Source organism: Agrobacterium sp. 22-210-1, assembly GCF_053522525.1.
Genome location: NZ_JBNWCI010000004.1, coordinates 135,755 through 160,570, shown reverse-complemented (window position 1 = coordinate 160,570; position 24,816 = coordinate 135,755). Strand labels below are relative to the sequence as shown.

20 protein-coding genes are annotated in these 24,816 nt (G+C 59.3%); 13 read left to right on the top strand and 7 right to left on the bottom strand.

The genetic code is table 11. The features are described 5' to 3' along the window. The first annotated feature begins 55 nt into the window (after positions 1–55). From ACQZ5F_RS22975 to ACQZ5F_RS22960, 4 genes are all read left to right on the top strand, one after another. Positions 56–1,216 carry a fumarylacetoacetate hydrolase family protein gene (locus ACQZ5F_RS22975; RefSeq protein ID WP_046799624.1) on the top strand — a complete coding sequence of 387 codons (1,161 nt, stop codon included), beginning with the start codon at positions 56–58 and terminating at the stop codon, positions 1,214–1,216. 105 nt (positions 1,217–1,321) lie between these two features. Then, a complete protein-coding gene (locus tag ACQZ5F_RS22970) occupies positions 1,322–1,852 on the top strand; it encodes a TRAP transporter small permease (protein WP_046799625.1) in 531 nt (176 codons plus the stop codon). A gap of 4 nt (positions 1,853–1,856) precedes the next feature. Further along, the gene (locus tag ACQZ5F_RS22965; RefSeq protein ID WP_003492595.1) at positions 1,857–3,134 is read left to right on the top strand and encodes a TRAP transporter large permease; all 1,278 of its coding nucleotides are present in this window, start codon (positions 1,857–1,859) and stop codon (positions 3,132–3,134) included. A 39-nt stretch (positions 3,135–3,173) separates the two neighbouring features. Further along, positions 3,174–4,181: a TRAP transporter substrate-binding protein gene (locus tag ACQZ5F_RS22960; RefSeq protein WP_046799626.1), complete on the top strand. Its 1,008-nt coding sequence runs from the start codon at positions 3,174–3,176 to the stop codon at positions 4,179–4,181. 96 nt (positions 4,182–4,277) lie between these two features. On the opposite strand, the gene acs is transcribed toward ACQZ5F_RS22960, so the two are convergent. Continuing rightward, positions 4,278–6,233, bottom strand: a complete 1,956-nt coding sequence (gene acs, locus ACQZ5F_RS22955; protein ID WP_046799627.1) for an acetate--CoA ligase — start codon at positions 6,231–6,233, stop codon at positions 4,278–4,280. 235 nt (positions 6,234–6,468) lie between these two features. On the opposite strand from acs, the gene ACQZ5F_RS22950 reads away from it, so the two are divergent. Next, positions 6,469–7,170 carry a DUF1013 domain-containing protein gene (locus tag ACQZ5F_RS22950; RefSeq protein ID WP_046799628.1) on the top strand — a complete coding sequence of 234 codons (702 nt, stop codon included), beginning with the start codon at positions 6,469–6,471 and terminating at the stop codon, positions 7,168–7,170. 60 nt (positions 7,171–7,230) lie between these two features. Here ACQZ5F_RS22950 and ACQZ5F_RS22945 read toward each other — a convergent pair whose 3' ends face one another. Beyond that, the gene (locus tag ACQZ5F_RS22945) at positions 7,231–7,890 is read right to left on the bottom strand and encodes a YggS family pyridoxal phosphate-dependent enzyme (RefSeq protein ID WP_225338229.1); all 660 of its coding nucleotides are present in this window, start codon (positions 7,888–7,890) and stop codon (positions 7,231–7,233) included. A gap of 192 nt (positions 7,891–8,082) precedes the next feature. Here ACQZ5F_RS22945 and leuS point away from each other — a divergent pair, with 192 nt between their 5' ends. The 3 genes from leuS to holA are packed head-to-tail and all read left to right on the top strand — an operon-like array spanning position 8,083 to position 12,300. After that, on the top strand, positions 8,083–10,713 hold the full coding sequence (gene leuS, locus ACQZ5F_RS22940; protein WP_052818701.1) for a leucine--tRNA ligase: 2,631 nt from the start codon (positions 8,083–8,085) through the stop codon (positions 10,711–10,713). Then, positions 10,706–11,251, top strand: a complete 546-nt coding sequence (gene lptE, locus ACQZ5F_RS22935; protein ID WP_052818700.1) for an LPS assembly lipoprotein LptE — start codon at positions 10,706–10,708, stop codon at positions 11,249–11,251. The genes leuS and lptE overlap by 8 nt, the downstream gene beginning before the upstream one ends. A gap of 11 nt (positions 11,252–11,262) precedes the next feature. Next, on the top strand, positions 11,263–12,300 hold the full coding sequence (gene holA, locus ACQZ5F_RS22930) for a DNA polymerase III subunit delta (protein WP_225244900.1): 1,038 nt from the start codon (positions 11,263–11,265) through the stop codon (positions 12,298–12,300). 87 nt (positions 12,301–12,387) lie between these two features. Here the strand turns inward: holA and fdxA are convergent, their stop codons facing one another. The 5 genes from fdxA to ACQZ5F_RS22905 all read right to left on the bottom strand — a co-directional run bounded on the left by fdxA (position 12,388) and on the right by ACQZ5F_RS22905 (position 18,089). Continuing rightward, positions 12,388–12,726 (bottom strand): ferredoxin FdxA, encoded by a 339-nt coding sequence (gene fdxA / locus ACQZ5F_RS22925; RefSeq protein ID WP_046799760.1) that lies wholly within the window; start codon positions 12,724–12,726, stop codon positions 12,388–12,390. Between the two features lie 158 nt (positions 12,727–12,884). Next, a complete protein-coding gene (locus ACQZ5F_RS22920; protein ID WP_046799633.1) occupies positions 12,885–13,301 on the bottom strand; it encodes an RNA-binding S4 domain-containing protein in 417 nt (138 codons plus the stop codon). Between the two features lie 4 nt (positions 13,302–13,305). Further along, the gene (locus ACQZ5F_RS22915; RefSeq protein ID WP_225338306.1) at positions 13,306–16,386 is read right to left on the bottom strand and encodes a helicase-related protein; all 3,081 of its coding nucleotides are present in this window, start codon (positions 16,384–16,386) and stop codon (positions 13,306–13,308) included. A 19-nt stretch (positions 16,387–16,405) separates the two neighbouring features. Then, positions 16,406–16,528 carry a hypothetical protein gene (locus tag ACQZ5F_RS22910; RefSeq protein WP_263634814.1) on the bottom strand — a complete coding sequence of 41 codons (123 nt, stop codon included), beginning with the start codon at positions 16,526–16,528 and terminating at the stop codon, positions 16,406–16,408. Between the two features lie 316 nt (positions 16,529–16,844). Further along, the gene (locus ACQZ5F_RS22905; protein ID WP_225338305.1) at positions 16,845–18,089 is read right to left on the bottom strand and encodes a ubiquinone biosynthesis hydroxylase; all 1,245 of its coding nucleotides are present in this window, start codon (positions 18,087–18,089) and stop codon (positions 16,845–16,847) included. Between the two features lie 56 nt (positions 18,090–18,145). Here ACQZ5F_RS22905 and tesB point away from each other — a divergent pair, with 56 nt between their 5' ends. The 5 genes from tesB (at position 18,146) to ACQZ5F_RS22880 (ending at position 24,702) form a co-directional block, all read left to right on the top strand. Continuing rightward, a complete protein-coding gene (tesB, locus tag ACQZ5F_RS22900; protein WP_046799637.1) occupies positions 18,146–19,030 on the top strand; it encodes an acyl-CoA thioesterase II in 885 nt (294 codons plus the stop codon). Positions 19,031–19,243: 213 nt separating this feature from the next. Then, entirely contained in the window at positions 19,244–19,594 is a 351-nt protein-coding gene (locus ACQZ5F_RS22895; protein WP_019565993.1) for a P-II family nitrogen regulator, read from the top strand. 29 nt (positions 19,595–19,623) lie between these two features. Beyond that, on the top strand, positions 19,624–20,970 hold the full coding sequence (locus ACQZ5F_RS22890) for an ammonium transporter (protein ID WP_225338227.1): 1,347 nt from the start codon (positions 19,624–19,626) through the stop codon (positions 20,968–20,970). 216 nt (positions 20,971–21,186) lie between these two features. Beyond that, complete coding sequence (locus tag ACQZ5F_RS22885; RefSeq protein WP_225338226.1) at positions 21,187–23,859, top strand: DNA translocase FtsK; 2,673 nt, start codon at positions 21,187–21,189, stop codon at positions 23,857–23,859. A 117-nt stretch (positions 23,860–23,976) separates the two neighbouring features. After that, positions 23,977–24,702, top strand: coding sequence for an outer membrane lipoprotein carrier protein LolA (locus tag ACQZ5F_RS22880; protein ID WP_046799639.1), 726 nt, complete (start codon positions 23,977–23,979; stop codon positions 24,700–24,702). Positions 24,703–24,816: the final 114 nt, after the last annotated feature.

The following is a 24,816-nucleotide window of genomic DNA, read 5'->3' as shown; positions in this document are numbered from 1 at the left end:
CAGACAATAAGACCGCAGGAGGCGGATTGTCTGGAGGGCTGAAGGGGAGGACTACATGACCGGCACCAGGTCCATCGACGCTACCGCAATTTTGCCTGAAGATTCCGAGAACGCGCTGCTCGTCGGCCGCGTCTGGTCGAAAAGCGAAGGCGGCCCCTGCCCGGTTCTGCTCAAGGACGGCGTCCTTTACGACCTTACCTCCATCTCACCCACCATGTCCGAACTTCTGGAAAAGACGGATCTCGTGGAGCGGCTTGCCGACACAGGCACTTTCGTCGCACTCGGCGCGCTCGAAGCCTTTCTGGACGGCTCCGCCGGTGAACTTCTTGCTCCCAACGACATTCAGGCCGTCAAGGCCGCCGGTGTCACCTTCGCCGACAGCATGCTGGAACGCGTGATCGAAGAGCAGGCCAAGGGCGACCCGCTTCGTGCGCAGGAAATCCGCGGAAGGCTGGCGCCGGTTCTCGGAGACAATCTCAAGGGACTTGAGGCCGGTTCTGAAAAAGCGGCCGAAGTGAAAAAACTGCTTCAGGAAATGGGCCTCTGGTCGCAATATCTGGAAGTGGGTATCGGCCCGGATGCGGAAATATTCTCCAAGGCGCAGGCCATGGCTTCGGTCGGTTGCGGCGCGCTGATCGGCGTTCACCCGAAGTCGCAATGGAACAACCCGGAGCCGGAAGTGGTGCTCGCCATCGCCTCCGACGGCCGCATCGTCGGCGCGACGCTTGGCAACGACGTCAACCTGCGCGATTTCGAAGGCCGCTCCGCCCTGCTGCTCAGCAAGGCGAAGGACAACAACGCATCCTGCGCGATCGGCCCCTTCATCCGACTGTTTGACGGACGCTTCACCATTGACGACGTGAAGAAGTCGCAAATCTCGCTTCTGGTTGAAGGCGAAGACGGTTTCACCATGACGGGCGTAAGCCCCATGGAGGCCATCAGCCGCACGCCGGAAAACCTTGCGTCCCAGCTCCTGAACCGCAATCATCAATATCCTGACGGAGCCGTCTTTTTCCTTGGCACGATGTTCGCGCCGGTAAAGGATCGTCATGGGCCGGGTCTCGGTTTCACCCATTCCAGGGGCGACCGTGTCGAAATCTCCTCGCCCAAGCTCGGCAAGTTGATCAATTGGGTCGCGACAACAGACGAATGCCCGGAATGGACATTCGGCACCGCGGCCCTGATGCGCAATCTGGCGAAACGCGGGCTACTCTGAGCGATCAGCAGAGGGTGCGTGCAGTTTTTGCGAAAAACCCATAGGTGGAGCATTGGCGGCAATCCTTAGCCGTAAATGCTTCAGATATTTCTTCGGGAGGGGAAAATGCAAAAGACCATCAATCTCTTTTACCGGATTCTCGAAATCATTCTCGTCCTGCTGCTCGCCGGCATGTCGATCATGGTCTTCGTCAACGTCGTCATGCGTTACACGATGAATTCCGGCATCAACATCTCGGAAGAACTGTCGCGCTATTTCTTCGTGTGGCTGACTTTCATCGGCGCCGTGTTGACCTTTCGCGAAAACAGCCACATGGGCATTGAAACGCTCGTGATGTTCCTGTCGCGCCGCGCCCGCGTCTTTTGCATGATCGCGTCGAACATCATCATCCTGGCCTGTTCCGCCATCTTCTTCTGGGGAACCTGGAAGCAGTCCGCCATCAATGCCAGCATGCATGCCCCTGTCACCAAGCTTTCGATGATCTGGGTCTATGGCATCGGCATGTTCACCGGCGGCCTGATGTTCATCATCGCACTGGAACGCCTGTACCGCTATTTGACCGGTCGCGTCACAGAGGATGAAATCGCCCAGTTCGCGGGCGAGAACCTGACGATCGAACAGCTTTCGGAGCGCTGATACCATGACACTTTTCGTTTTTGTCGGCTCTCTGCTGGGAGCAATGGCGATTGGCGTTCCCGTCGCCTTCTCCCTGATGTTCTGCGGCGTCGTGCTCATGTGGTACATGGGCATGTTCAACACCGCGATCATCGCCCAGAACATGATTTCGGGCGCCGATACCTTCACGCTGCTCGCCATCCCCTTCTTCATTCTGGCTGGCGAACTGATGAATTCCGGTGGTCTCTCCCGCCGCATCATCGACTTCGCGATCGCGCTTGTCGGCCATATCCGTGGCGGCCTCGGCATCGTGGCGATCGTCGCGGCCATCATCATGGCCAGCATCTCCGGTTCGGCCGCAGCTGATACCGCAGCCCTTGCCGCAATCCTCATTCCGATGATGGCGAAGGCCGGCTACAATATCCCGCGCTCCGGCGGCCTCATTGCCGCAGGTGGCATCATCGCCCCGGTCATTCCGCCGTCCATGGCCTTCATTGTCTTCGGTGTCGCCGCCAACGTCTCGATCACCCAGCTTTTCCTCGCCGGCATCGTTCCGGGTATTCTGATGGGCACATCGCTCATCATCGCCTGGCTGATCGTGGTGCGTAAGGACAACGTAAAGCCCCTGCCCAAGACTTCGGGCAAGGAACGTCTGCTCGTGACTGCTCGTGCCGGCTGGGCGCTCGGCATGCCTGTCATCATTCTCGGCGGCATCAAGGCCGGCATCATGACACCGACGGAAGCAGCCGTCGTTGCCGCCGCCTATGCGCTGTTTGTCGGCATGGTGATCTATCGCGAATTGAAGCCGGCGGACCTGTTTCACGTGCTCCTGCGTGCCGCCAAGAGCACCTCGATCATCATGTTCCTCGTCTGCGCAGCACTCGTCTCCGCGTGGCTCATCACGGCTGCGAATATTCCGAACGAAGTGGCAGGCTATATCGAGCCGCTGATCGATCGCCCGATGCTGCTGATGGCCGCCATGATGGTGCTGGTTTTCATCGTCGGCACCGCGCTTGACCTGACGCCGACCATCCTGATCCTGACGCCTGTTCTGATGCCTATCGTCAAGCAGGCAGGCATCGATCCGGTCTATTTCGGTGTACTCTTCATCATCAACAACGCCATCGGCCTGATTACCCCTCCGGTTGGCGTCGTTCTGAACGTCGTCAGCGGTGTCGGGCGCATCCCGCTCGGCAAGGTCACGGTCGGCGTCTGGCCGTTCCTCGTTGCCGAAACCATCGTCTTGGCGCTGCTGGTGATTTTCCCGGATATCGTCCTGGTACCTCTGCAGTACCTTCGTTAACCGATACTTTTTCTCGACCACAATCCAAGGGAGGATATTATGAGAAAGCTTCTTCTGACCACCACCGCCATCGCTTTTGCCGTTGGCGCCGCAGCACCGGCAATGGCTGAATTCAACAGCCGGAACATCCGCGTGTCGAACGGCATCAACCAGGATCACCCGGTTGGCAACGGTATCAAGGCCATGCAGGCCTGCCTCGACGACAAGTCGGGCGGCAAGCTGAAGCTGACGGCATTCTGGGGCGGCGCTCTCGGCGGCGACCTTCAGGCAACACAGGCCCTGCGCTCCGGCGTTCAGGAAGCCGTCGTGACGTCCTCGTCGCCGCTCGTCGGCCTCATCCCGTCGCTCGGCGTATTCGACCTGCCGTTCCTGTTTGCGAACGACAAGGAAGCTGACGCGGTCATGGACGGCGCTTTCGGCGACATGATGAACAAGAAGCTGGAAGAACAGGGCCTCGTAAACCTGGCCTATTGGGAAAACGGCTTCCGCAACCTGTCGAACTCCAAGCATGCCGTAAACAAGTGGGAAGATTTCTCGGGCCTCAAGGTCCGCGTAATGCAGAACAACATCTTCCTCGACACCTTCCAGAACCTCGGCGCCAATGCGACGCCGATGGCTTTCGGCGAAGTTTTCTCGGCGCTTGAAACCAACGCCATCGACGCGCAGGAAAACCCCTATGTGACGATCGACACCTCCAAGTTCTACGAGGTGCAGAAGTACATCACCGAGACGAACCACGCCTACACGCCGTTCCTCTTCCTCTTCTCCAAGCCGATCTTCGACAGCTATACGCCCGAAGAACAGACGGCTCTGCGTGAATGCGCAGTCGTCGGCCGCGACGAAGAGCGCAAGGTCATCCGCGAACTGAACCAGAAGTCGCTGGAAAAGATCAAGGCTGCCGGTCTCGAGGTCAACTCGCTGTCTCCGGAAGAGCAGGCGCGTATCCGCGAGAAGTCGATGGTCGTTTACGAAAAGCACAAGGCTGAAATCGGCGCAGACGTTGTTGACGCCGTTCTGGCGGACCTGAAGAAAATCCGCGGCCAGTAAGCCTGACTGTATTGAATAAAAAACACCCGGAAGCTCGCTTCCGGGTGTTTTCGTTTGCAGAACGAAAAAGGTTGCCGAAGCAGCCTTTCCAGAAAATCAGGATGCAGTGCGGTTCTGGCGGTTGGCGATAAGGTCTTCCACCACCGCGGGATCGGCAAGCGTCGACGTATCCCCCAGTGCACCAAAATCATCCTCGGCGATCTTGCGCAGAATACGCCGCATGATCTTGCCCGAGCGGGTCTTAGGCAGGCCCGGCGCGAACTGGATCTTGTCCGGCGTTGCGACCGGTCCGATCTCGTTGCGCACATGCTTCACCAGCTCCTCGCGCAGCGCATAATCGCCATTCTGCCCCGCCATCAGCGTGACATAACAATAAATGCCCTGTCCCTTGATGGGGTGCGGATAACCAACCACGGCCGCTTCCGAAACGAGATGATGCGATACCAGCGCCGATTCCACTTCAGCCGTGCCGAGACGGTGGCCTGAAACGTTCAGCACGTCATCGACGCGACCGGTGATCCAGTAATAACCATCCTCGTCACGCCGGCAGCCATCGCCGGTGAAATACTTGCCCTTATAGGTCGAGAAGTACGTATCGATAAAGCGTTGATGATCGCCATATACCGACCGCGACTGGCCCGGCCAGCTGTCGGTGATGCAAAGATTGCCGTCCGCCGGCCCTTCCAGCACATTGCCTTCAGCATCGACAAGCTGCGGCTGCACGCCGAAGAATGGCCGTGTCGCCGAACCCGGTTTCAGATCGGTCGCTCCGGGCAGCGGCGATATTAGAATGCCACCCGTTTCCGTCTGCCACCAGGTATCAACGATCGGGCTCTTGTCCTCCCCGACCACATGGTAATACCACTCCCATGCTTCCGGATTGATCGGCTCGCCGACCGTTCCAAGCAGCCGCAGGCTTTCGCGCGACGAGCGCGTGACGAACTGGTCGCCCGCCCCCATCAGTGACCGGAGCGCCGTCGGTGCGGTATAGAAGATATTGACCTTGTGCTTGTCGATGACTTCCCAGAAACGACCCTGATCCGGGAAGTTGGGAACGCCTTCGAACATCAGCGTCGTCGCGCAGTTCGCAAGCGGCCCGTAGACGATATAGGAATGGCCGGTCACCCAGCCGACATCGGCCGTACACCAGAAAACCTCACCATCCTTGTAGTCGAACACGTATTCATGCGTCATCGACGTATAGACGAGGTAACCACCCGTCGTGTGCAGAACGCCCTTCGGCTTGCCGGTGGAACCTGATGTGTAGAGGATGAACAGCGGATCTTCCGCCCGCATCTTCGCTGGCGGGCAATCCGGTTTCACCGTGGCGATTTCCTGATGGTACCAGATATCGCGGCCTGGCGCCCAGCCGGTCTTGCCACCAGTGCGGCGCACGACAAGAACCTTGTTGACGATGACATATTGCTTGGCGGCGATATCGATCGCCTTGTCGGTGTTTTCCTTGAGCGGGATCGGCTTGCCGCCACGCACGCCTTCATCGCAGGTGATGACGAAGGTTGATTCGCAGTCGACGATACGGCCGGCCAGCGCTTCCGGCGAGAAGCCGCCAAAGACGACGGAATGCACGGCACCGATGCGGGCGCAGGCGAGCATGGCATAGGCCGCCTCGGGGATCATCGGCATGTAGATGGTGACGCGGTCACCTTTCTTGACGCCGTGCTTCTTCAGCACATTGGCCAGACGGCAGACGTAATCATAGAGCTGGTTATAGGTGATCTTCTTGTCGATATAGGGATTGTCGCCTTCCCAGATGATCGCCGTGCGCTCGCCATGCGTCTTCAGATGCCTGTCGATACAGTTGTAGGAGACGTTCGTCAGGCCATCCTCGAACCACTTGATCGGTACACGTCCCTTGAAGGAGGTGTTCTTGACCTTGGTATAGGGCTTGAACCAGTCGATCCGCCGGCCGTGCTTGTCCCAGAATTTTTCCGGATCCTCGACGCTCTCCTGATACCATTTCTGGTACCGCTCATTGTCGATGAGCGTGCGGGCTTTCGCGGATTTGAGCACCGGGTAGATTTTGGCAGACATAAACTCCTCCTGAAACCAAGTATGTCCTGTTATGAGCGCGCCTTGAGACTCCCACCTCAGGCATGTGTTGAATTCATAGCAGTTCAAATGCACACGGCAATTAGACAAAGGTCATTTGTTTCGCAAAGAATTGCAATTCTGATGCAATGCCGCTATAGAGCCGTCATATCCCGGAAATTCAGTGGTTGATACCACGCCCGCGACACCGGCGCGGACGGACAGAAGGACTGTATCTATGGCTCAACAATTGCTCATGCCAAAGGCAACTGCTGTATGGCTGGTTGACAACACCGCGCTGTCGTTCGACCAGATAGCCACGTTCTGCAAATTGCATCCGCTGGAAGTCAAGGCGATTGCCGACGGTGAAGCCGCACAGGGCATCAAGGGTCTCGATCCAATCGCAACGGGACAGCTTTCCCGCGACGAGATCGCCCGCGCTGAAGGCAACCCCAACCACAAGCTCAAGCTTTCCGAGCCGAAGGTGCGCGTGCCGGAATCCAAGCGTCGTGGCCCGCGCTACACGCCGGTTTCCAAGCGCCAGGACCGTCCGAACGCCATTCTCTGGCTGGTTCGCAACCATCCGGAACTGAAGGATGCGCAGATTTCGCGTCTCGTCGGCACAACCAAATCCACCATCGAGCAGATTCGCGACCGCACCCATTGGAATTCGGCCAACCTGACGCCGATGGACCCGGTAACGCTTGGCCTCTGCAGCCAGATCGATCTCGACCTTGAAGTCGAACGCGCTTCGCGCGGCCGCCCGCTGCCAACAGCCGAAGAGCTTGGAAACACGCTGCAGCCGGCAACGGCGACGGAAGGTCTGGATTACAACTTCCAGCGCGAGGAAGAAGAGCAGATCGACGCCGACGCCGTGTTCAAGAAGCTCTCCTCGCTGAAGTCTGCACCGAAGGACGAAGACGAGGACGATCAATACTGATCGAAGTCCTTTCGAGATTTGAAACCCGGCCGCAGTGCCGGGTTTTTTGTTTTCGAGATTTTACCGGCTGCCGAAGATCGCCGAGCCGACCCGGACGCTGGTCGCACCGAACTCGACAGCGGTTTCGAAATCGCCGGACATGCCCATGGAAAGCTTCTCAAGGCCGCATTGCCCGGCAAGCTTGGCCAGAAGCGCGAAATGCGGCCCCGGATTTTCCTCCGCCGGCGGAATGCACATCAACCCCTCGACCGGCAGTTTCAAGTCGTCCCGGCAAAAAGCCACGAAGGCAACGGTTTCACGCGGATCGATGCCGGCCTTCTGCGGCTCAAGGCCGGTGTTGACCTGCACATAAAACCGCAGGCTACGGCCCTGTCTGGCGCACTCTTCGGAAAGCGCGCGGGCGATCTTCTCCCGATCGATACTCTGCACGACATCAAACAGCGCCACCGCATCCGCCGCCTTGTTGGATTGCAGCGGTCCGATCAGATGCAGCTCGATATCGGATGTCTTCTCCTTGAGGGCAGGCCACTTGCCCTGCGCTTCCTGCACGCGGTTTTCGCCAAACACGCGCTGGCCGGCATCGATGACGGGCTGGATCGCTTCCGCGTCAAATGTCTTCGACACCGCAACCAAGGCAACATCCGTCGCCTTGCGGCCGGATTTTTCCGCAACATCCGCAATGCGCTGCCTGACATCCTCAAGACGTGCTTCGATTTCCATCACAAGACCTTTTTTAAACCGTTCGAACCGCTAACTAGACGCCGATTGCCTTGATGCCAAGCGGGTTTAGCACCATTTGAGGCACGCTGGCCAAGATTGAACGCCCGAATGCCCCGCCAAACTTGACGCCCCGGTCGTTTCATGGTGAAGGTCAGCGCAAATTTTTCCCCTCGATACCCGGAATTTTAGACAATGGCCATCGAACGTTACAATCCTCGCGACGCCGAGCCGCGCTGGCAGCAAAAATGGAACGAAGACAAGGTTTTCGTCACCGACAACAGCGATCCGCGCGAGAAATATTACGTTCTGGAGATGTTTCCCTATCCCTCGGGACGCATCCATATGGGCCATGTCCGCAACTACGCGATGGGTGATGTGGTTGCGCGTTACAAGCGCGCGCGCGGCTTCAACGTCCTGCACCCGATGGGCTGGGACGCCTTCGGCATGCCTGCGGAAAATGCGGCCATGCAGAACAAGGTCCACCCCAAGGACTGGACCTACCAGAACATCGCCACCATGCGCGGCCAGCTGAAATCCATGGGCCTGTCGCTGGACTGGACCCGTGAATTCGCAACCTGCGATGTGGAATATTATCATCGCCAGCAGGCGCTGTTCGTCGATTTCATGGAAAAGGGCCTGGTCTACCGCAAGCAGTCCAAGGTCAACTGGGACCCGGTCGACCACACCGTTCTCGCCAATGAACAGGTGATCGACGGCCGCGGCTGGCGCTCCGGCGCGCTGGTGGAACAGCGCGAACTGACGCAATGGTTCTTCCGTATCACCGATTTCAGCCAGGATTTGCTGGACGAGCTGGACGAACTGGATCAATGGCCGGAAAAAGTGCGCCTGATGCAGAAGAACTGGATCGGCCGTTCCGAAGGCCTGTCGCTGCGCTGGCAGACCGTCGCTGAGACGGCCCCGGAAGGTTTTTCAGACATCACAGTCTATACGACGCGCCCGGATACCCTGTTCGGCGCCTCCTTCCTGGCGATCGCCGCCGACCATCCGCTGGCAAGGGAGCTGTCGGCGAACAACCCAGATATTGCCGCATTCTGCGACGAATGCCGCCGCCATGGAACCTCTCTGGCCGCGCTGGAAACCGCCGAAAAGAAGGGTATCGATACCGGCGTCAAGGTCGTGCACCCGCTGGACCCGACATGGGAACTGCCGGTCTATGTCGCCAATTTCGTGTTGATGGACTATGGCACCGGCGCGATTTTCGGTTGCCCGTCCGGCGACCAGCGCGATCTGGATTTCGCCCGCAAATACGGCCTGCCGGTCGTGGCCGTCGTTGCACCCGAAGGCCCGGATGCGGCAAACTTCACCATTGACGAGACGGCCTTCGCGGACGACGGCGTGATGATCAATTCCGGCTTTCTGAACGGCATGAATACGACTGATGCCTTCGAGGCGGTCGTGCAGAAGCTGTCCGCTGAGATGCTGGGCAATGCGCCGCAGGCCGAGCGCAAGGTCAATTTCCGCCTGCGCGACTGGGGCATTTCCCGCCAGCGTTACTGGGGCTGCCCGATCCCGGTCATTCACTGCGAAGTCTGCGGTGTGGTGCCGGTTCCGAAAAAGGACCTGCCGGTCAAGCTGCCCGACGATGTGACTTTCGACGTGCCCGGCAACCCGCTGGATCGCCACCCCACATGGCGTCATGTTTCCTGCCCGCAATGCGGCCATGACGCGCGGCGCGAAACCGACACGATGGACACCTTCGTCGATTCCAGCTGGTATTACACCCGCTTTACTGCACCGTGGGAAGACCAGCCGACCGACCCGAAAGTTGCCAATCACTGGCTGCCGGTCGATCAATATATCGGCGGCATCGAGCATGCCATCCTGCACCTGCTCTATTCGCGCTTCTTCACCCGCGCCATGCGCGAGACTGGCCATGTCGGCGTCAAGGAGCCCTTCAAGGGCCTGTTCACGCAGGGCATGGTGGTTCACGAGACCTATAGCCACGGCGAAGGCATGAGCCGCGAATGGATATCGCCCGCCGACCTGCGCATCGAAGAGGCAGACGGCGCACGCCGGGCATTCCTCTTGTCTTCCGGCGCGGAAGTGAAGATCGGCTCCATCGAGAAGATGTCGAAGTCCAAGAAGAACGTGGTCGACCCTGACGATATCATCGCATCCTATGGGGCTGATACCGCACGCTTCTTCGTTCTGTCGGACTCTCCGCCCGATCGCGACGTCATCTGGTCCGAAGCCGGGGTGGAGGGTGCAAACCGCTTCGTCCAGCGCGTCTGGCGCATCATCGGCGAAGTCGCCGAGGAGCTGAAAAACGTCAAGCCGAAGCCGGCGACGGAAGGTGAAGGGCTGGTAGCCTCCAAGGCCGCCCACAAGACCCTGAAGGCCGTTCAGGAAGATCTGGACAAGCTCGCCTTCAACAAGGCGATCGCCCGCATCTATGAGCTGGTCAACGCGCTTGCCGGGCCACTTGCGGACGTCGCAGCAGGCGGTAAGCCGGATGACGCGAAAGCGGCTGCACGCGACGCCGTCGAAATCCTTATCCGCATCATTGCCCCCATGACGCCGCATCTGGCGGAAGAATGCTGGTCGGCGCTGGGCAATGAGGGTCTCGTGGCCCAGACGCCATGGCCCGTCTTCGTCGCCTCGCTGGTTGAGGAAAACGACGTGGTCATGCCGGTGCAGGTCAACGGCAAGAAGCGCGGTGAATTGACAATCGCGCGCGATGCGGATCAAGATGCGGTCCGTGCGGCTGCCCTTGCTCTGGATGCCGTCAAATCTATTCTTGCCGGTGGCGAGCCCAAGAAAGTCATCGTGGTTCCGCAGAGGATTGTGAACATTGTTGTCTGACGTTTTTTCGAGATGGAGCCGCGTCGCGGCAGCAATTTCCGTCGTGATGATGGCCGGTCTTCTGGCGGGATGCCAGGTGCGCCCGCTTTATGGCGAAGCCTCTGGAACAAAGGAGAGGCTGGCGGCTGTCAGTGTCTCCGAAGTCGGTGGCAGGGTTGGTCAGGAAGTTCGCAACCAGCTGATCTTCCTGATGGCCGGCGGCGCGGGTGAACCGGCCACGGCGCAGTATAATGTCAAGATTTCCGTAAGCTCGAGCGCCACCTCCACGGAAGTCGAGAATTACGACCTGACGACCCGCACCAACAACAACTATGACGGCCCTTATCCCGGCCGCGTGGTGATGAGCGGTCAATATGTCCTGACGCGTATTTCCGACGGCCAGATCCTGCGCTCCGCACGCCGCAGCGTGACGGCGCAGGTGGACCTGCCGCAGCAGGAATTCGCCAAGATCAGGGCGACCCGCGACGCCGAGAACCGTGCAGCCCGGGAACTGGCTGAAATCATCCGTACCGATATCGCCGCCACCCTCGGTCGCTGAGAGCCAAGGCCGTGGCGGAGATAAAATCGCATGAATTTGAGCGCTTCGCCGAAAATCCGGCGGAGCGCTTTCGCGTTTTCGTGCTCTATGGTCCGGATCGCGGCCTCGTGTCGGAGCGGGCAAGCCTCATCGCCAAAAAGACAGGCATCGATCCCGATGACGCTTTCGCATCGCTGAAGTTGACCGCATCCGACCTGCAGGGCGATCCCGGTCGCCTTCTCGACGAGGTGAACGCCATCGGTCTTTTCGGTGGTGAGAAACTCGTTTGGGTAAAGGGTGCGGCGGCAGAAAAGGCGCTGGTGGACGCGCTCCAGATTCTGGCCGAGACACCGCCTCAGGCAAGCTTCCTGATTATAGAGGCAGGCGACATCAAGAAGGGCACGGGGCTGCGCAAGATCGCGGAACCCGCGCGCTCCATCGCCGCAATCCCCTGCTATGCGGATGATGCGCGATCGTTGAACGCATTGATCGATCAGGAGCTTTCCAACGACAATCTGCGCATCGCGCCCGCCGCGCGACAAAGGCTGATCGAATCCCTGGGAGGCGATCGCATCGCATCGCGCAACGAAATTCGCAAGCTCGCGCTTTATTGCCGTGGTGCTGATGTAATCGAGGAAGAGGACGTGCTGGCCATCATCGGCGATGCCAGTACGGTTTCCGCTGACGATGCCGTTGACGCCATCCTGAAAGGCGACAGAAACGCCTTTTTCCACGCCACCCAGAAGATCGTCGCATCAAAGACGCCGATCTTCCTCGTGCTTCAGGGGTGCCTCAAGCAATTCCAGCTGCTCGACCAGATGCGGGCCGAGATGGACGAGAAAAAGCAGCAGGCCGGTCAGGTGATGCAGACACTCGGACGCCACATCCATTTTCGCCGAAAGCCGATCATCGAAAGGGCGCTGCGGACGTGGCAGCCGGCGGCGATCGCCCGCGAAATGAACCGTCTGCAGGCCGCCATATTGCAAAGCCGCCAGCGGCAAAACCTGGAAGACAGCGTGGCTCTTTTGACGCTGCTGTCGACCACCCTGCAATCCGGCCGCGGCGGATGACCTGCTGAAATTCAGCAAAAAGCCCTCGCGCCTGGGCTGCGAGGGCTTTTAAAATAACGGCGTAAAAGATGCCGTATCGTCGAAAAATCAGTCGCCTTGTCCGGGCTCGGCGGAGAAATAAAGCTCCAGCTTACCTGCGACGCCATCCATTTCCTTGGCTTCCGGCATCGGGTCGCGCTTGATCGTGATATTTGGCCAAATCGCCGCATATTCGGCATTGAGCTTCAGCCACTTGTCGAGACCCGGCTCCGTATCGGGCTTGATCGCCTCGGCGGGACATTCCGGTTCGCACACACCGCAATCGATACATTCGTCAGGATTGATGGCGAGGAAATTTTCGCCCTCGTAAAAGCAGTCGACGGGGCAGACTTCAACGCAATCGGTGTATTTGCAGCGGATGCAATTGTCGGTCACGACATATGTCATGATGAACTCCAGAATATGCAGACCGGGTCTTTGGGCTTCGGAACACAAGCCGACGCCCGGAATTCAGACAGGGCAATTTCGCAAAGGACGTAATGCCTTTGACTTCAGATAGCAAGGATAAACAATTCTGAAAAACGGGTCTGGCCGGGAGGTTTATTCTAATCTTTGCTTCCGTCACTATCAGACAGAAACCTGTCGAGCGCCCGGCGCTCTTTTTTTGTCGGACGACCGCTGCCCGGTTCACGCATCGCCTGCTCCAGCGGACTAAACCGGTCGGATGGGTCGCGGGGCGGCGTCAGATCGTCATAGAGAAGTTTTGCTTCCTCGTAGGGTCCGCGCCGCGCCCCTCCGGACTTGACGACCAGCACCCTGTCCATGCGCTCGAAACCGATATCGAGCCTGTCACCCGCCTTCACCGTATGGCTGGGCTGGCGGATAGTGACACCGTTGACCTTGACCTGACCCGACTGCACGTAGCCCTGGGCAAGCGAACGCGACTTGGCCATGCGGGCAAAGAACAGCCACTTGTCCAGACGCTGACGCGTGCTCTCCAGTGGCTGTTCGTTGCTCCCCATGGGCTTACTTCTTCAGCTGCTCCTTGAGAGCAGCGAGCTTTGCGAAAGGCGAGTCCGGATCGATCGGCTTCTCCTTGCGAGGGGGCTTGGCTTCGAAACGCTGCTGGCCCTGCGGCTTTCCGCCACGGTCGTTGCGGTCCGGCCGGTCCTTGCGCTCGCCGCGATCCTGACGATCATTGCGATTGCCGCGATCAGGGCGTCCGCCATCACGCTTGCGCTCACCCTCACCACCACGATTGGTAGCTTCGCGATTTGCGCCGTCACGATTGTCGCGACGGCCTTCGCCGCGACGCTCGCCCTGCTCGCGCGCTCCCTGTTCACGACCGTGACCGCGATTGCCCGGACGACGGTTTTCGCCGCGCTGGTTTTCGTTGCGGCCACCCGGACGCCACAGAAGAACGGGCTTCGGCTCGGTTGCCTCAGCACTTTCGACAGGCATGGCTTCGCTAACCGCAGCCTCTTCGCTGACAGCTTCCGCAACCGGCGTTTCATCGGTGGCTTCGACTTCCGCAACAGCCACCGTCTCGGATGCCTGCTCTTCCGAAGCCGGCTCGTCCTGCTCGGTCTCAGCGCTTTCCTCGTCAGCCGTCACCTGATCGGCAGTGGCCGGAGCAACAGCACCGGTCTGATTGGCGAGGAAGGCCTGCGCCTCTTCTGCTGTCACCTGATCGGCGCGGTAACCAAGACCCTTGAGGATCTCTTCCATATCATCAAGCGTTGCGCCGAGAATGGAAAGCATCGCGGTCGTCGTCGTGAAACGACGGCCGTCATAAGCGCCTTCCGGACGCGGCTGCTGGCCGGGCTTCCACTGCAACAGCGGACGGATGAGATCGGCCAGGCGCTCGAGAATGTCGATACGCACGGCGCGCTTTCCAAGGAAACGGAAACCGGCAAGCTTGTAGAACATCCGCTCGAAAGCGGGGTCCGTCACGACAGAGGTGCGGCCGGCGGCCAGAACCGGAATGAGATCGCCATAACCCGGCTTGCCGAGGCCGTCATTCTTCAGCGCCCAGAGCAGCGTGACAAGCTCGGCCGGAGCCGGCTTCAGCAATGCGGGCAGGAAGACGTGATAGGCGCCAAAACGCACGCCGTAGCGGCGCATGGAGGCACGCGCATCCTGATCCAGCGACTTCACGTCTTCCGTGACGTCACGGCGGAACAGAACGCCAAGATTTTCGACCAGCTGGAACGCCAGACCCTTCGCCAGACCCTGAAGGTCTTCGGCGCGCGAAATATCATCCAGCGGCTTCAGCACGGTCGCAATCTGGTGATTGACGAAACGTTCGACGCGCGCCAGCGCATGATCACGGGCATTGCCGCTCAACTGTTCGTCGGCCAGCAGGATCACCCGCGGCTTCATGATGTTATCACCTGCCGAAAGGCGGGCCACCGGTTCGCCCAACCAGCGAACCAGACCATCGGAGCTCAAAGCAAGATCGCCGTTTCCACTGGCATGCAGACGCGCTGCACGCGCCTCGTATTCGAGAGCGAGCGCCTTCTGGGCCGCACCTTGCACGGCCTTCTGATCCGGCCCTTCCATTCCCGACACCGGCGTGAACCGGAATCCGGCCAATTGACCGACGTGATGTCCTTCTACGAAGACATCACCATTTACACTGATTTCAGCTTCAAGCATCGCATTCTCTCTCAGGCGCCTCATGAGCACAGATGTCCTGCGATCAACAAAGCGTTTCGTCAACCTTTCATGTAGCGCATCGGACAATCGATCCTCGATTTCCCGCGTCTTTTCTTGCCAGTGTGTCGGATCGGCAAGCCATCCTGGGCGGTTCGATACATAAGTCCATGTTCTGATCTGCGCAATCCTCGCAGACAAGGTATCGATCTCTCCATCCGTGCGGTCGGCCCGGCGCACCTGCTCACCCATGAAATCTTCGTTCACCGCGCCACGTTTCACAAGATCGAAATAGAGTGTCGAAATGAGGTCGGCATGCTGGGCGGGCGCGATACGTCGATAGTCGGGAAGCGCGCAGGCCTCCCAGAGTTTTTCCACCCGCGCCTCGCTCGTCGTCACATCGATGATTTCGGGGTAACGCGACAGATATTCCAGCGCCTGCTGGTCGATTGCCGGCAGGGCACGGGAAAGTCCCTGGATAGCAGGAGCGGCGTCAAGGCTCGCACGAAGATTGGCGATGGAGGAGAAATCGAAATTTTTCGTCCGCCACTGCAGCACTTTCACCGCATCGAACTGATGGGTTTCGATCCGCTCCACCAGCTCGTCGTCGAACGGATCGACGCGCCCCGTTACGCCAAAGGTGCCATCGCGAAGATGGCGGCCGGCGCGACCGGCAATCTGGCCGATTTCCCCGGGATTGAGATTTCGGAACTGGTAACCGTCAAATTTCCGGTCCTGCGCGAAGGCGACGTGATCGACATCGAGGTTAAGGCCCATGCCGATGGCATCCGTCGCCACCAGATATTCGACATCGCCGGACTGATAGAGCCCCACCTGGGCATTGCGCGTGCGTGGCGAAAGCGCGCCAAGCACTACGGCCGCACCGCCTCGCTGGCGGCGCACGAGTTCAGCGATGGCATAAACCTCATCGGCGGAAAAGGCGACGATCGCCGTGCGTTGTGGCAGACGAGTAATCTTTTTCTGCCCTGCATAAAAGAGCTGCGACAGACGCGGCCGCTCGACCACGGTAATTCCCGGCAGCAGTTTTTCGAGGATCGGACGCATTGTGCCGGCACCGAGGAGCAGCGTCTCCTCCCGCCCGCGCAGATGTAGCACACGGTCGGTGAAGATATGGCCGCGCTCGAGATCTCCGGCCAGCTGCACCTCGTCTATGGCGACGAATGCGGCGGTCGTCTCGCGCGGCATGGCCTCCACCGTACAGACGGAATATTTGGCTTTGGGAGGAGATATTTTTTCTTCGCCGGTAATCAGCGCCACATTCGGCGCGCCCACCTTCTCCACCAGACGGGTATAAACCTCCCGCGCCAGAAGACGCAGCGGCAGGCCGATGACACCGCTGCCATGGGCGACCATCCGCTCGATCGCGTAGTGGGTCTTGCCGGTATTGGTGGGGCCGAGAACGGCCGTGACACCGCGGCCGCTCAGGATCATGGGGCGAAAATTCAACGTACTATCCGCGAATCGACTTCATCTGCTTGCCGTGTCCCGCTGTCATCATGGACATGGTCACGCGCACCACACATGGCAATGCCTGCCGGCAAAGGCAATAGGCCTTGATTGCAAACTGATGCAAGATGCCTTTTTCCTGCAATTTTACATGCAGATTCAGCCGGTTAATGGAGAAAAAAGAATCCGGCGAAAACGGAATCGTGAGGGGCAAAGAACAGTCTGCGAACGAATCGAATACGAATCGCTGACTCAGCGTGATTCAGCTTTTGTTCTCCGCAACATCTGGTTGGCGAAGGAGCAGCTCATACCAGATTATGAATCCGGATAAGTCCTTGGCCGGATTCAGCTTTATGGAAAAACCTTCAGACAGAAAATACCGGAATCGACTGTCAAGCGGCAATCGCGGAAAAGCCGATCCAGAACCTGCGGAAAGGGCCGGATCAGAGCGTCTGACCGACAAGCAGGCGCGGCGCATTTGCATCCGTCGTTCCGGCGGCCTGCCCGATGAAATAGGATTTCAGACCCGGCAAACGATCGACCACGCCAAGACCGAAATCGCGCATGATGCGGATGGGACCGACATCATTGGAGAAAAGCCGGTTCAGCACATCCGTCGTCACGCCCATCCGCAACGTGTCGAAACGTCGCCAGGACTGATAACGCTCCAGAACATTGAGAGAGCCTATATCGAGGCCGAGACGGTCGGCCTCAACCACGGTTTCGGCGAGAGCCGCGACGTCCTTGAAGCCGAGATTGAGACCCTGTCCCGAGATCGGGTGAATACCATGCGCCGCATCTCCGGCAAGCGCAAAGCGCGGGGCGACGAAGGAGCGCGCCAGCGTCAGACCGAGCGGAAAGGCCCGGCGGGGACCGACAGGGCGGATAGACCCGAGCTTGTAGCCGAACCGGCGCTCGAGTTCTTCCTCAAACACCAGATCATCGGAGGCCACCAACCTGTCGGCGTCAGCCTTGCGTTCGGTCCAGACGAGCGACGACCGGTTTCCCTTCAGCGGCAGGATGGCGAAAGGTCCTGACGGCAGGAAATGTTCTTCCGCGCAGCCCTCATGCGGCCGCTCATGTTCGACGGTGGTGACGATACCAGCCTGGTCATAATCCCATTGCACGGTCTTGATGCCGGCCATATCTCTCAGCGCTGAGCGAACCCCGTCGCAGGCAATCAGCAATCGCGCGTCGAGCGACGAGCCGTCGGAAAGGCTGATTGCCGTCGATTGCGCACCTGCGGTAAAGCCGGAAACGCTGAGGCCATGGCGGATTTCGATGCCGAGGCGATCACACAGCCCCCTCAGCGCCCCGACCATCGCAACATTCGGAACCATATGGGCAAACGGCCTGCCCTCCTCCACCGCTCCATCGAAGGTCAGAAACACCGGACGAACCGGATCGGCAGTCTTCGAATCGGTGACGATCATCCTGTTGATCGGCTGTGCTTCAGGCTCGATTTCGCTCCATATGCCGAAGACATCGAGCATGCGCGTGGCCGCCGCAATAATGGCGGAGGCGCGGACATCTTTCTTCCAGACATCATCAGGAGCAGCCTCAATCACCTGCACATTGAGGTGCCCGGCCGCCTGCTTGATTGCGACAGCAACCGAAAGGCCGACATATCCGCCGCCTGCCACCACCACGTCCAGCATCGCGCTTCTCCTCAAATCTTGTGCACGCATCATCGGCGCACTATAGACCATGTGACATCTTCCTACAGCCGGAGCAGGTCGAAAAAATGTCGCATCCCTCGCAAACGTCAGACCCGATGGCCAATCTCATTGCCACGCTCGATCTCGAGAAGCTGGAAGAGAACCTGTTTCGCGGCGAAAGCCCGCAAATCGGCTGGCAGCGGGTTTTCGGCGGCCAGGTCATCGCGCAGGCCCTGATTGCGGCGCAAAGGACGGTGGATGATAACCGCCAGGTGCATTCGCTGCATTCCTATTTCATGCGCCCCGGCGACCCGCTGGTGCCTATCGTCTACCAGGTGGAGCGTATCCGCGACGGCGCAAGCTTCTGCACCCGCCGTGTGGTCGCCATCCAGCATGGCAAGGCGATTTTTTCCATGTCCGCGTCGTTTCAGATCTTCGAGGACGGTTTTAACCATCAGATAAAAATGCCTGATGTGACGCCGCCTGAAAAACTGATGAGCGAGGAGCAGATGCAGGCAGCCTTTCTGGCCAAGGCGCCGGCTTCGATCCGGAACTACTGGAGCAACAAGCGGCCGATCGAGATACGTCCGGTTTCGCTGACCCATTATATTTCGAAGGAAAAGCTGGAACCGCAGCAGGACATCTGGGTCCGCGCCGTCGGTGACGTGCCTGACAATCCGCGTCTGCAATCGGCCATTCTCGCCTATCTCTCGGATATGACACTGCTCGACACCTCGCTCTATGCCCACGGCACGACGATCTTCGATCCGTCCATTCAGGTGGCAAGCCTCGATCATGCAATGTGGTTCCACCGGCCCTGCCGGCTGGACGACTGGCTGCTCTATACGCAGGACAGCCCCAGCGCCTCAGGCGCCCGCGGCCTGACCCGTGGCAATATTTTCACCAGACAGGGTGAACTGGTCGCCTCCGTCGCGCAGGAAGGCCTGATCCGCAAAAGGGCAATTGATTAAATAATGCGCTTTTTTCAAAAACCGCACATTTAATAGACGAAAATTGTGCGTCTTCGTGCCCGTTTTTCAGACGTCCGTCATATAAATTTTATATTTCAATACGTTAGACGCGCCATCCAAAACTGGCACGCCCTTTGAATGTATGTCCGCAGTCGCTGTTACTGATCTGCCAGCGGCAAGGAGAGTCGGCTCCGTGCCGAGGACAAACAAAGGATGGGAAACCAGATGAAAATTGTGATGGCCATTATCAAGCCGTTCAAGCTGGATGAGGTGCGCGAAGCGCTCACCGGCGTCGGCATCCAGGGCCTGACCGTGACCGAAGTGAAGGGTTACGGACGCCAGAAGGGGCATACCGAGATTTATCGCGGCACGGAATATGCGGTGAGCTTCCTTCCCAAGCTGAAGATCGAGATCGCGGTCGCATCCGACGTCGTCGACAAGGCTGTCGAGGCGATCGCATCTGCGGCAAAGACCGGGCAGATCGGTGACGGCAAGATCTTTGTCTACTCTATCGAACAGGCCGTGCGCATCCGTACCGGCGAAACCAACACAGAAGCGCTTTGAAGCACGGCTGACAGGGGAGTTTTCTCGCTATGCAATTCAACAAGTTTTCAACACTCGGCAAACTGGGCGCCGGTGCGGCAGCCCTGATGGCCCCGGCCATCGCCTTTGCCCAGGATGCTGCGCCGGCAGCAGCAGCGGCACCCGTTCCTGAAAAAGCCGACACAGCCTTCATGTATGTCGCGACGATCCTCGTGCTGTTCATGATCATTCCGGGCCTCGCCCTGTTTTACGGCGGCCTCGTCCGCACCAAGAATATGCTCTCCGTTCTCATGCAGTGCACGGTCGTCGGCGCGGTCATGATGCTCGTCTGGGTGATCTACGGTTATTCCTTCGCCTTCGGCGGCGGCACCGGCCCCTATTTCGGCGGCTTCGGCAAGTTGTTCCTGTCGGGTGTTTCGCTTGACAGCACCTCGGCAACCTTCTCCGAAGGCGTGGTGATCTACGAATATACCTTCATTGCCTTCCAGATGACCTTTGCGGCCATCACACCGGCGCTGATCGTTGGTGCGTTTGCGGAACGCGTCAAATTCTCCGCCGTCATCCTCTTCACCATCCTGTGGGCCACCTTCGTCTACTTCCCGATCGCACACATGGTCTGGGACGCAAACGGCCTGATCTTCGGCATGGGCGCTCTCGACTTCGCCGGCGGCACGGTCGTTCACATCAATGCCGGCGTCGCAGGCCTGATCGGCGCGATCATGGTCGGCAAGCGTACCGGCTTCGGCAAAGACATGATGGCTCCCCACTCCATGACGCTGACGCTCGTCGGCGCGGCCATGCTGTGGTTCGGCTGGTTCGGCTTCAACGCCGGCTCCAACCTCGAAGCATCGGGCGGTGCGGTTCTCGCAACCATGAACACCTTCCTCGCAACGGCAGCCGCCATCGTTTCCTGGTCGCTGGTTGAAAGCTTCACCCGCGGCAAGGCTTCCATGCTGGGCGCCGCTTCGGGCATGATCGCCGGCCTCGTCGCCGTCACCCCCGCCGCCGGCTCCGTCGGCCCGATGGGCGCGATCGTTCTCGGCTTCATCGTCTCGCCGATCTGCTACTTCTTCGTCTCCGTGGTGAAGAACAAGTTCGGTTATGACGACACGGCCGACGTCTTCGGCGTCCACGGCATTGGCGGCATCATCGGCGCTCTCGGCACCGGCATCTTCACCTCGCCGCTGCTCGGCGGCACGGGCAAGGAAGACTTCTCCATCGCCTCGCAGCTCTGGACGCAGTTCGTCGCCGTCGCCATCACCATCGTCTGGTGCGCCATCGTCTCGGCGATCCTCTACAAGATCGTCGACGTGATCGTCGGTCTGCGGGTTCCGGTCGAAGCCGAACGCGAAGGTCTCGACCTCGCGACCCACGGCGAAGCCGCTTACCACTCCTGATATCGGGAAAAGGGGTTCTCCATCCCCTTTCCCAAAAGAAAGGCCCGTTTCGACGGGCCTTTTTCTTTGCCGTAAATCCGAAAGCGATATCAAAAACCGCATGGTTAACACGACATTAACCAGCAAGCGGTTAGTTTTCCCTGTCAATCCGGGATCAGGTCAACTGCCGGATCTTGCCGAAACCACAAAAACGACGGGTTCAGGGACATGGGCAGAATGCAATCTCCGACATTCGATGGTCGCCACACGCGCTTCGTGCTGACGGCGTTTTTCGTACGTCAGATCATGGCTCTGGCCGGTTTTGCCCTGCTTGCGACGATCGCGCTCGGCATTGCCGCTCTCGCCACATGGAATGTCGCCGATCCAAGCCTGTCCTATGCCACGGGGAACCAGCCCACCAATCTCCTGGGTTACGGCGGCGCCATCTTCGCCGATATCGTCATGCAGTTCCTCGGGCTTTCCGCAATCATTTCCCTTCTGCCGGTCATCGCCTGGGCAATCACCCTGATCGCCGGCCGCAAATTCAGCCGGATACCCGCCCGCCTCGTTGCCTGGGTTGCAGGCACCATCGTCTGCGCCGCCTCGCTCGGCTGTTTTCCCGCCCCCGTCACCTGGCCGCTGCCAAACGGCATCGGCGGTGTCATCGGTGACATGATTCTCCGCTTTCCCGCCCTTTTCATCGGCGCTTACCCAACCGGCACCATTGCCACCGTGCTGGGCGCCATATTCGCAGTGCCCGCCGCCTGGCTGATGCTGTTTGCCGCAGGCGTTGTCGGCGGCGTGGATGATGAACTCGAGCGGGAAGAACCGGCGCCGGTTGCAAGCAAGGCTCGCGCCGCGCGTGAGGTCGAAGAGGATGACGAAGACGACGGTGAGGGTTTCTTCGCCAACATTCTCGCCTTCGGCGCGCTTACGCATTACTGGTACACCACCCAGGCGCGCTTTCGCCGCCTGTTCGGCCTGAAGTCGAAGTCCCTGCACGATGAATTCGAACATCCTTACGATTTCAACGAATATGAATTCGGCACCCTGAACGAACCCTCCCGCCTGAAGACCGCGATCAACCGCCTCGACCAGCGCGCCGAACCGTCTTTCGAGGAACGTGCCGCATCGCGCCGACAGATGTCGCCTCCCTCCATCGCGCTCGATCATGATGGCGACATGGACGACGAACCGTCTTTCGATGCGGACGGACACCGTCTGCCGAGCGGCATCCTCTCGGACGACAATGCCGACGAGGCCGATCAGAAATTCACCCCCAGACAGGCACCGGGACGCGGGCAGCCCAGAATAACCGCTGCTTCCGCACGCCCCAAACCTAGTGAACGTGTGGCAAGGGAAGCGCAGGCCTCGTTTATCGCGGCAGACGGCTTCCAGTTGCCCACAGTTCATCTCCTGGCGGAACCAAAGAATGTCGTGCGCGACAATATGCTGAGCGAAGAAGTGCTTGAGCAGAATGCCCGCCTTCTGGAAGGCGTCCTTGAGGATTTCGGCGTCAAGGGTGAGATCATTCATGTCCGCCCCGGCCCCGTCGTCACGCTCTATGAACTGGAGCCGGCACCCGGCATCAAATCCTCGCGTGTCATCGGCCTTGCAGATGACATTGCCCGCTCCATGAGCGCGATTGCCGCCCGTGTCGCGGTTGTTCCTGGCCGCAACGCCATCGGCATCGAACTGCCGAACCAGACGCGCGAAACCGTGTTCCTGCGCGAACTGATTGGCAGCCGCGATTTCGAAAACAGCAAGGCCAAGCTTGCAATGGCGCTCGGCAAGACAATCGGTGGCGAACCCGTCATCGCCGATCTCGCCAAGATGCCGCATCTTCTCGTCGCCGGCACCACCGGTTCGGGCAAGTCGGTCGCCATCAACACCATGATCCTGTCACTGCTTTACCGCATGTCGCCGGAACAGTGCCGCCTGATCATGATCGACCCGAAAATGCTCGAACTGTCGATCTATGACGGCATTCCGCATCTGCTCTCTCCTGTCGTCACCGATCCGAAAAAGGCCGTCGTGGCCCTGAAATGGACGGTGCGCGAGATGGAGGAACGCTACAAGAAGATGTCGAAGATCGGCGTGCGCAATATCGACGGCTTCAACAGCCGCGTGCAGCAGGCGCTCGACAAGGGCGAAATCCTCACCCGCACGGTACAGACCGGCTTCGACCGCCAGACCGGCGAAGCGATGTACGAAACGGAAGAATTCGATCTGAAGCCCCTGCCCTATATCGTCGTCATCATCGACGAAATGGCCGACCTGATGATGGTGGCCGGCAAAGACATCGAAGGCGCGGTGCAGCGCCTGGCGCAGATGGCCCGCGCCGCGGGCATCCATGTCATCATGGCCACCCAGCGTCCGTCCGTCGATGTTATCACCGGCACCATCAAGGCCAACTTCCCCACCCGTATCTCCTTCCAGGTGACATCGAAGATCGACAGCCGCACCATTCTTGGAGAGCAGGGCGCCGAACAGCTGCTCGGCATGGGCGACATGCTCTATATGGCGGGCGGCGGACGTATCCAGCGCGTACACGGCCCCTTCGTCTCCGACAACGAGGTGGAGGAAATCGTCGCCTATCTGAAGACACAAGGCTCGCCGGAATATCTGGAGGCGATCACCGAGGAAGACGACGAGGATGGCGCTGGCGGCGGCCCGGCCGGCACCGGTAACTTCTCCGATTCCGAAGACCCCTATGACCAGGCCGTGGCTGTCGTGCTGAGGGACGGCAAGGCTTCCACCTCCTACGTCCAGCGGCGTCTCGGGATCGGATATAACCGCGCCGCCTCGCTGATCGAGCGCATGGAGCAGGAGGGCATCATCGGCCCCGCCAATCATGCCGGAAAACGCGAAATCCTCGTGCCAACGGAAGCAGACATCATCGAGCGGTAATGGCATGTCGCCCGAAAGTGCTTGGCGGTTTCGGGATAACGACATGCATAAAGCAAAGGCCCGACGCGTCGGGCAACCAAGCGGGGCCAAGAAGCGTTATTACACGCTTCCAACGTCATGAAGCCGCCGCCTTTTATGCGGACAATCGCTGCGATGAAGGAGAACAGAATGAACGACCTCACCACCGGCGAAACGGCCACTGCAAGCGCACCTGAAAACGGGATGACGCGGCGTGGCGTGCTGACGGCATTTTCCATGGCCGCGGTCATGGCGGGCCTGTCGCCGCTTGACGCTTTTGCCCAGGCAGCCGGCAATGGCGCAACCGCGCAGAAAATCGCCAATCACTTCTCGTCGGTCAAAACCATGATGGGCGAATTTGTGCAGTTTGGCCCGCGCGGCGAACAGACCGGCGGCAAATTTTACATCGAACGGCCGGGCAAGCTTCGCTTCAATTATGAAGACCCCTCGCCCATGCGGGTCATCGCCGATGGCAAGAATGTCGTTATCGGCAACATGAAGCTGAAGACCTGGGATCTTTATCCGCTGTCCAAGACCCCTCTCAGCCTGCTTCTGTCCGACAAGATCGATCTCGGTAACCAGAAGGTCCGGAACGTGAAGGAAGAATCGGACCTGACCACCATCGTTTTGGGCGACAAGAGCATCTTCGGCGATTCCACCATCACCCTGATGTTCGACCCGAAAACCTTCGATCTGCGGCAATGGACCACGACCGACGCGCAGAACAAGGATACCACCGTCATGATCTTCAACGTGCAGACGGGCGTGAACCTCGATGAGCGCGTCTTCAGCATCAACTATGAGGAAGTGCGCAAGCGCGGCTGAGCACCCTCTCTTTTTGAAAAACGGTTCGAAGGCGGCCTTGCGGTCGCCTTTTTCATTTTGCCGCTAAAATACATTCCCGTTTTCATCGCGATGTTATAAGCCTGCGCCCCGGAA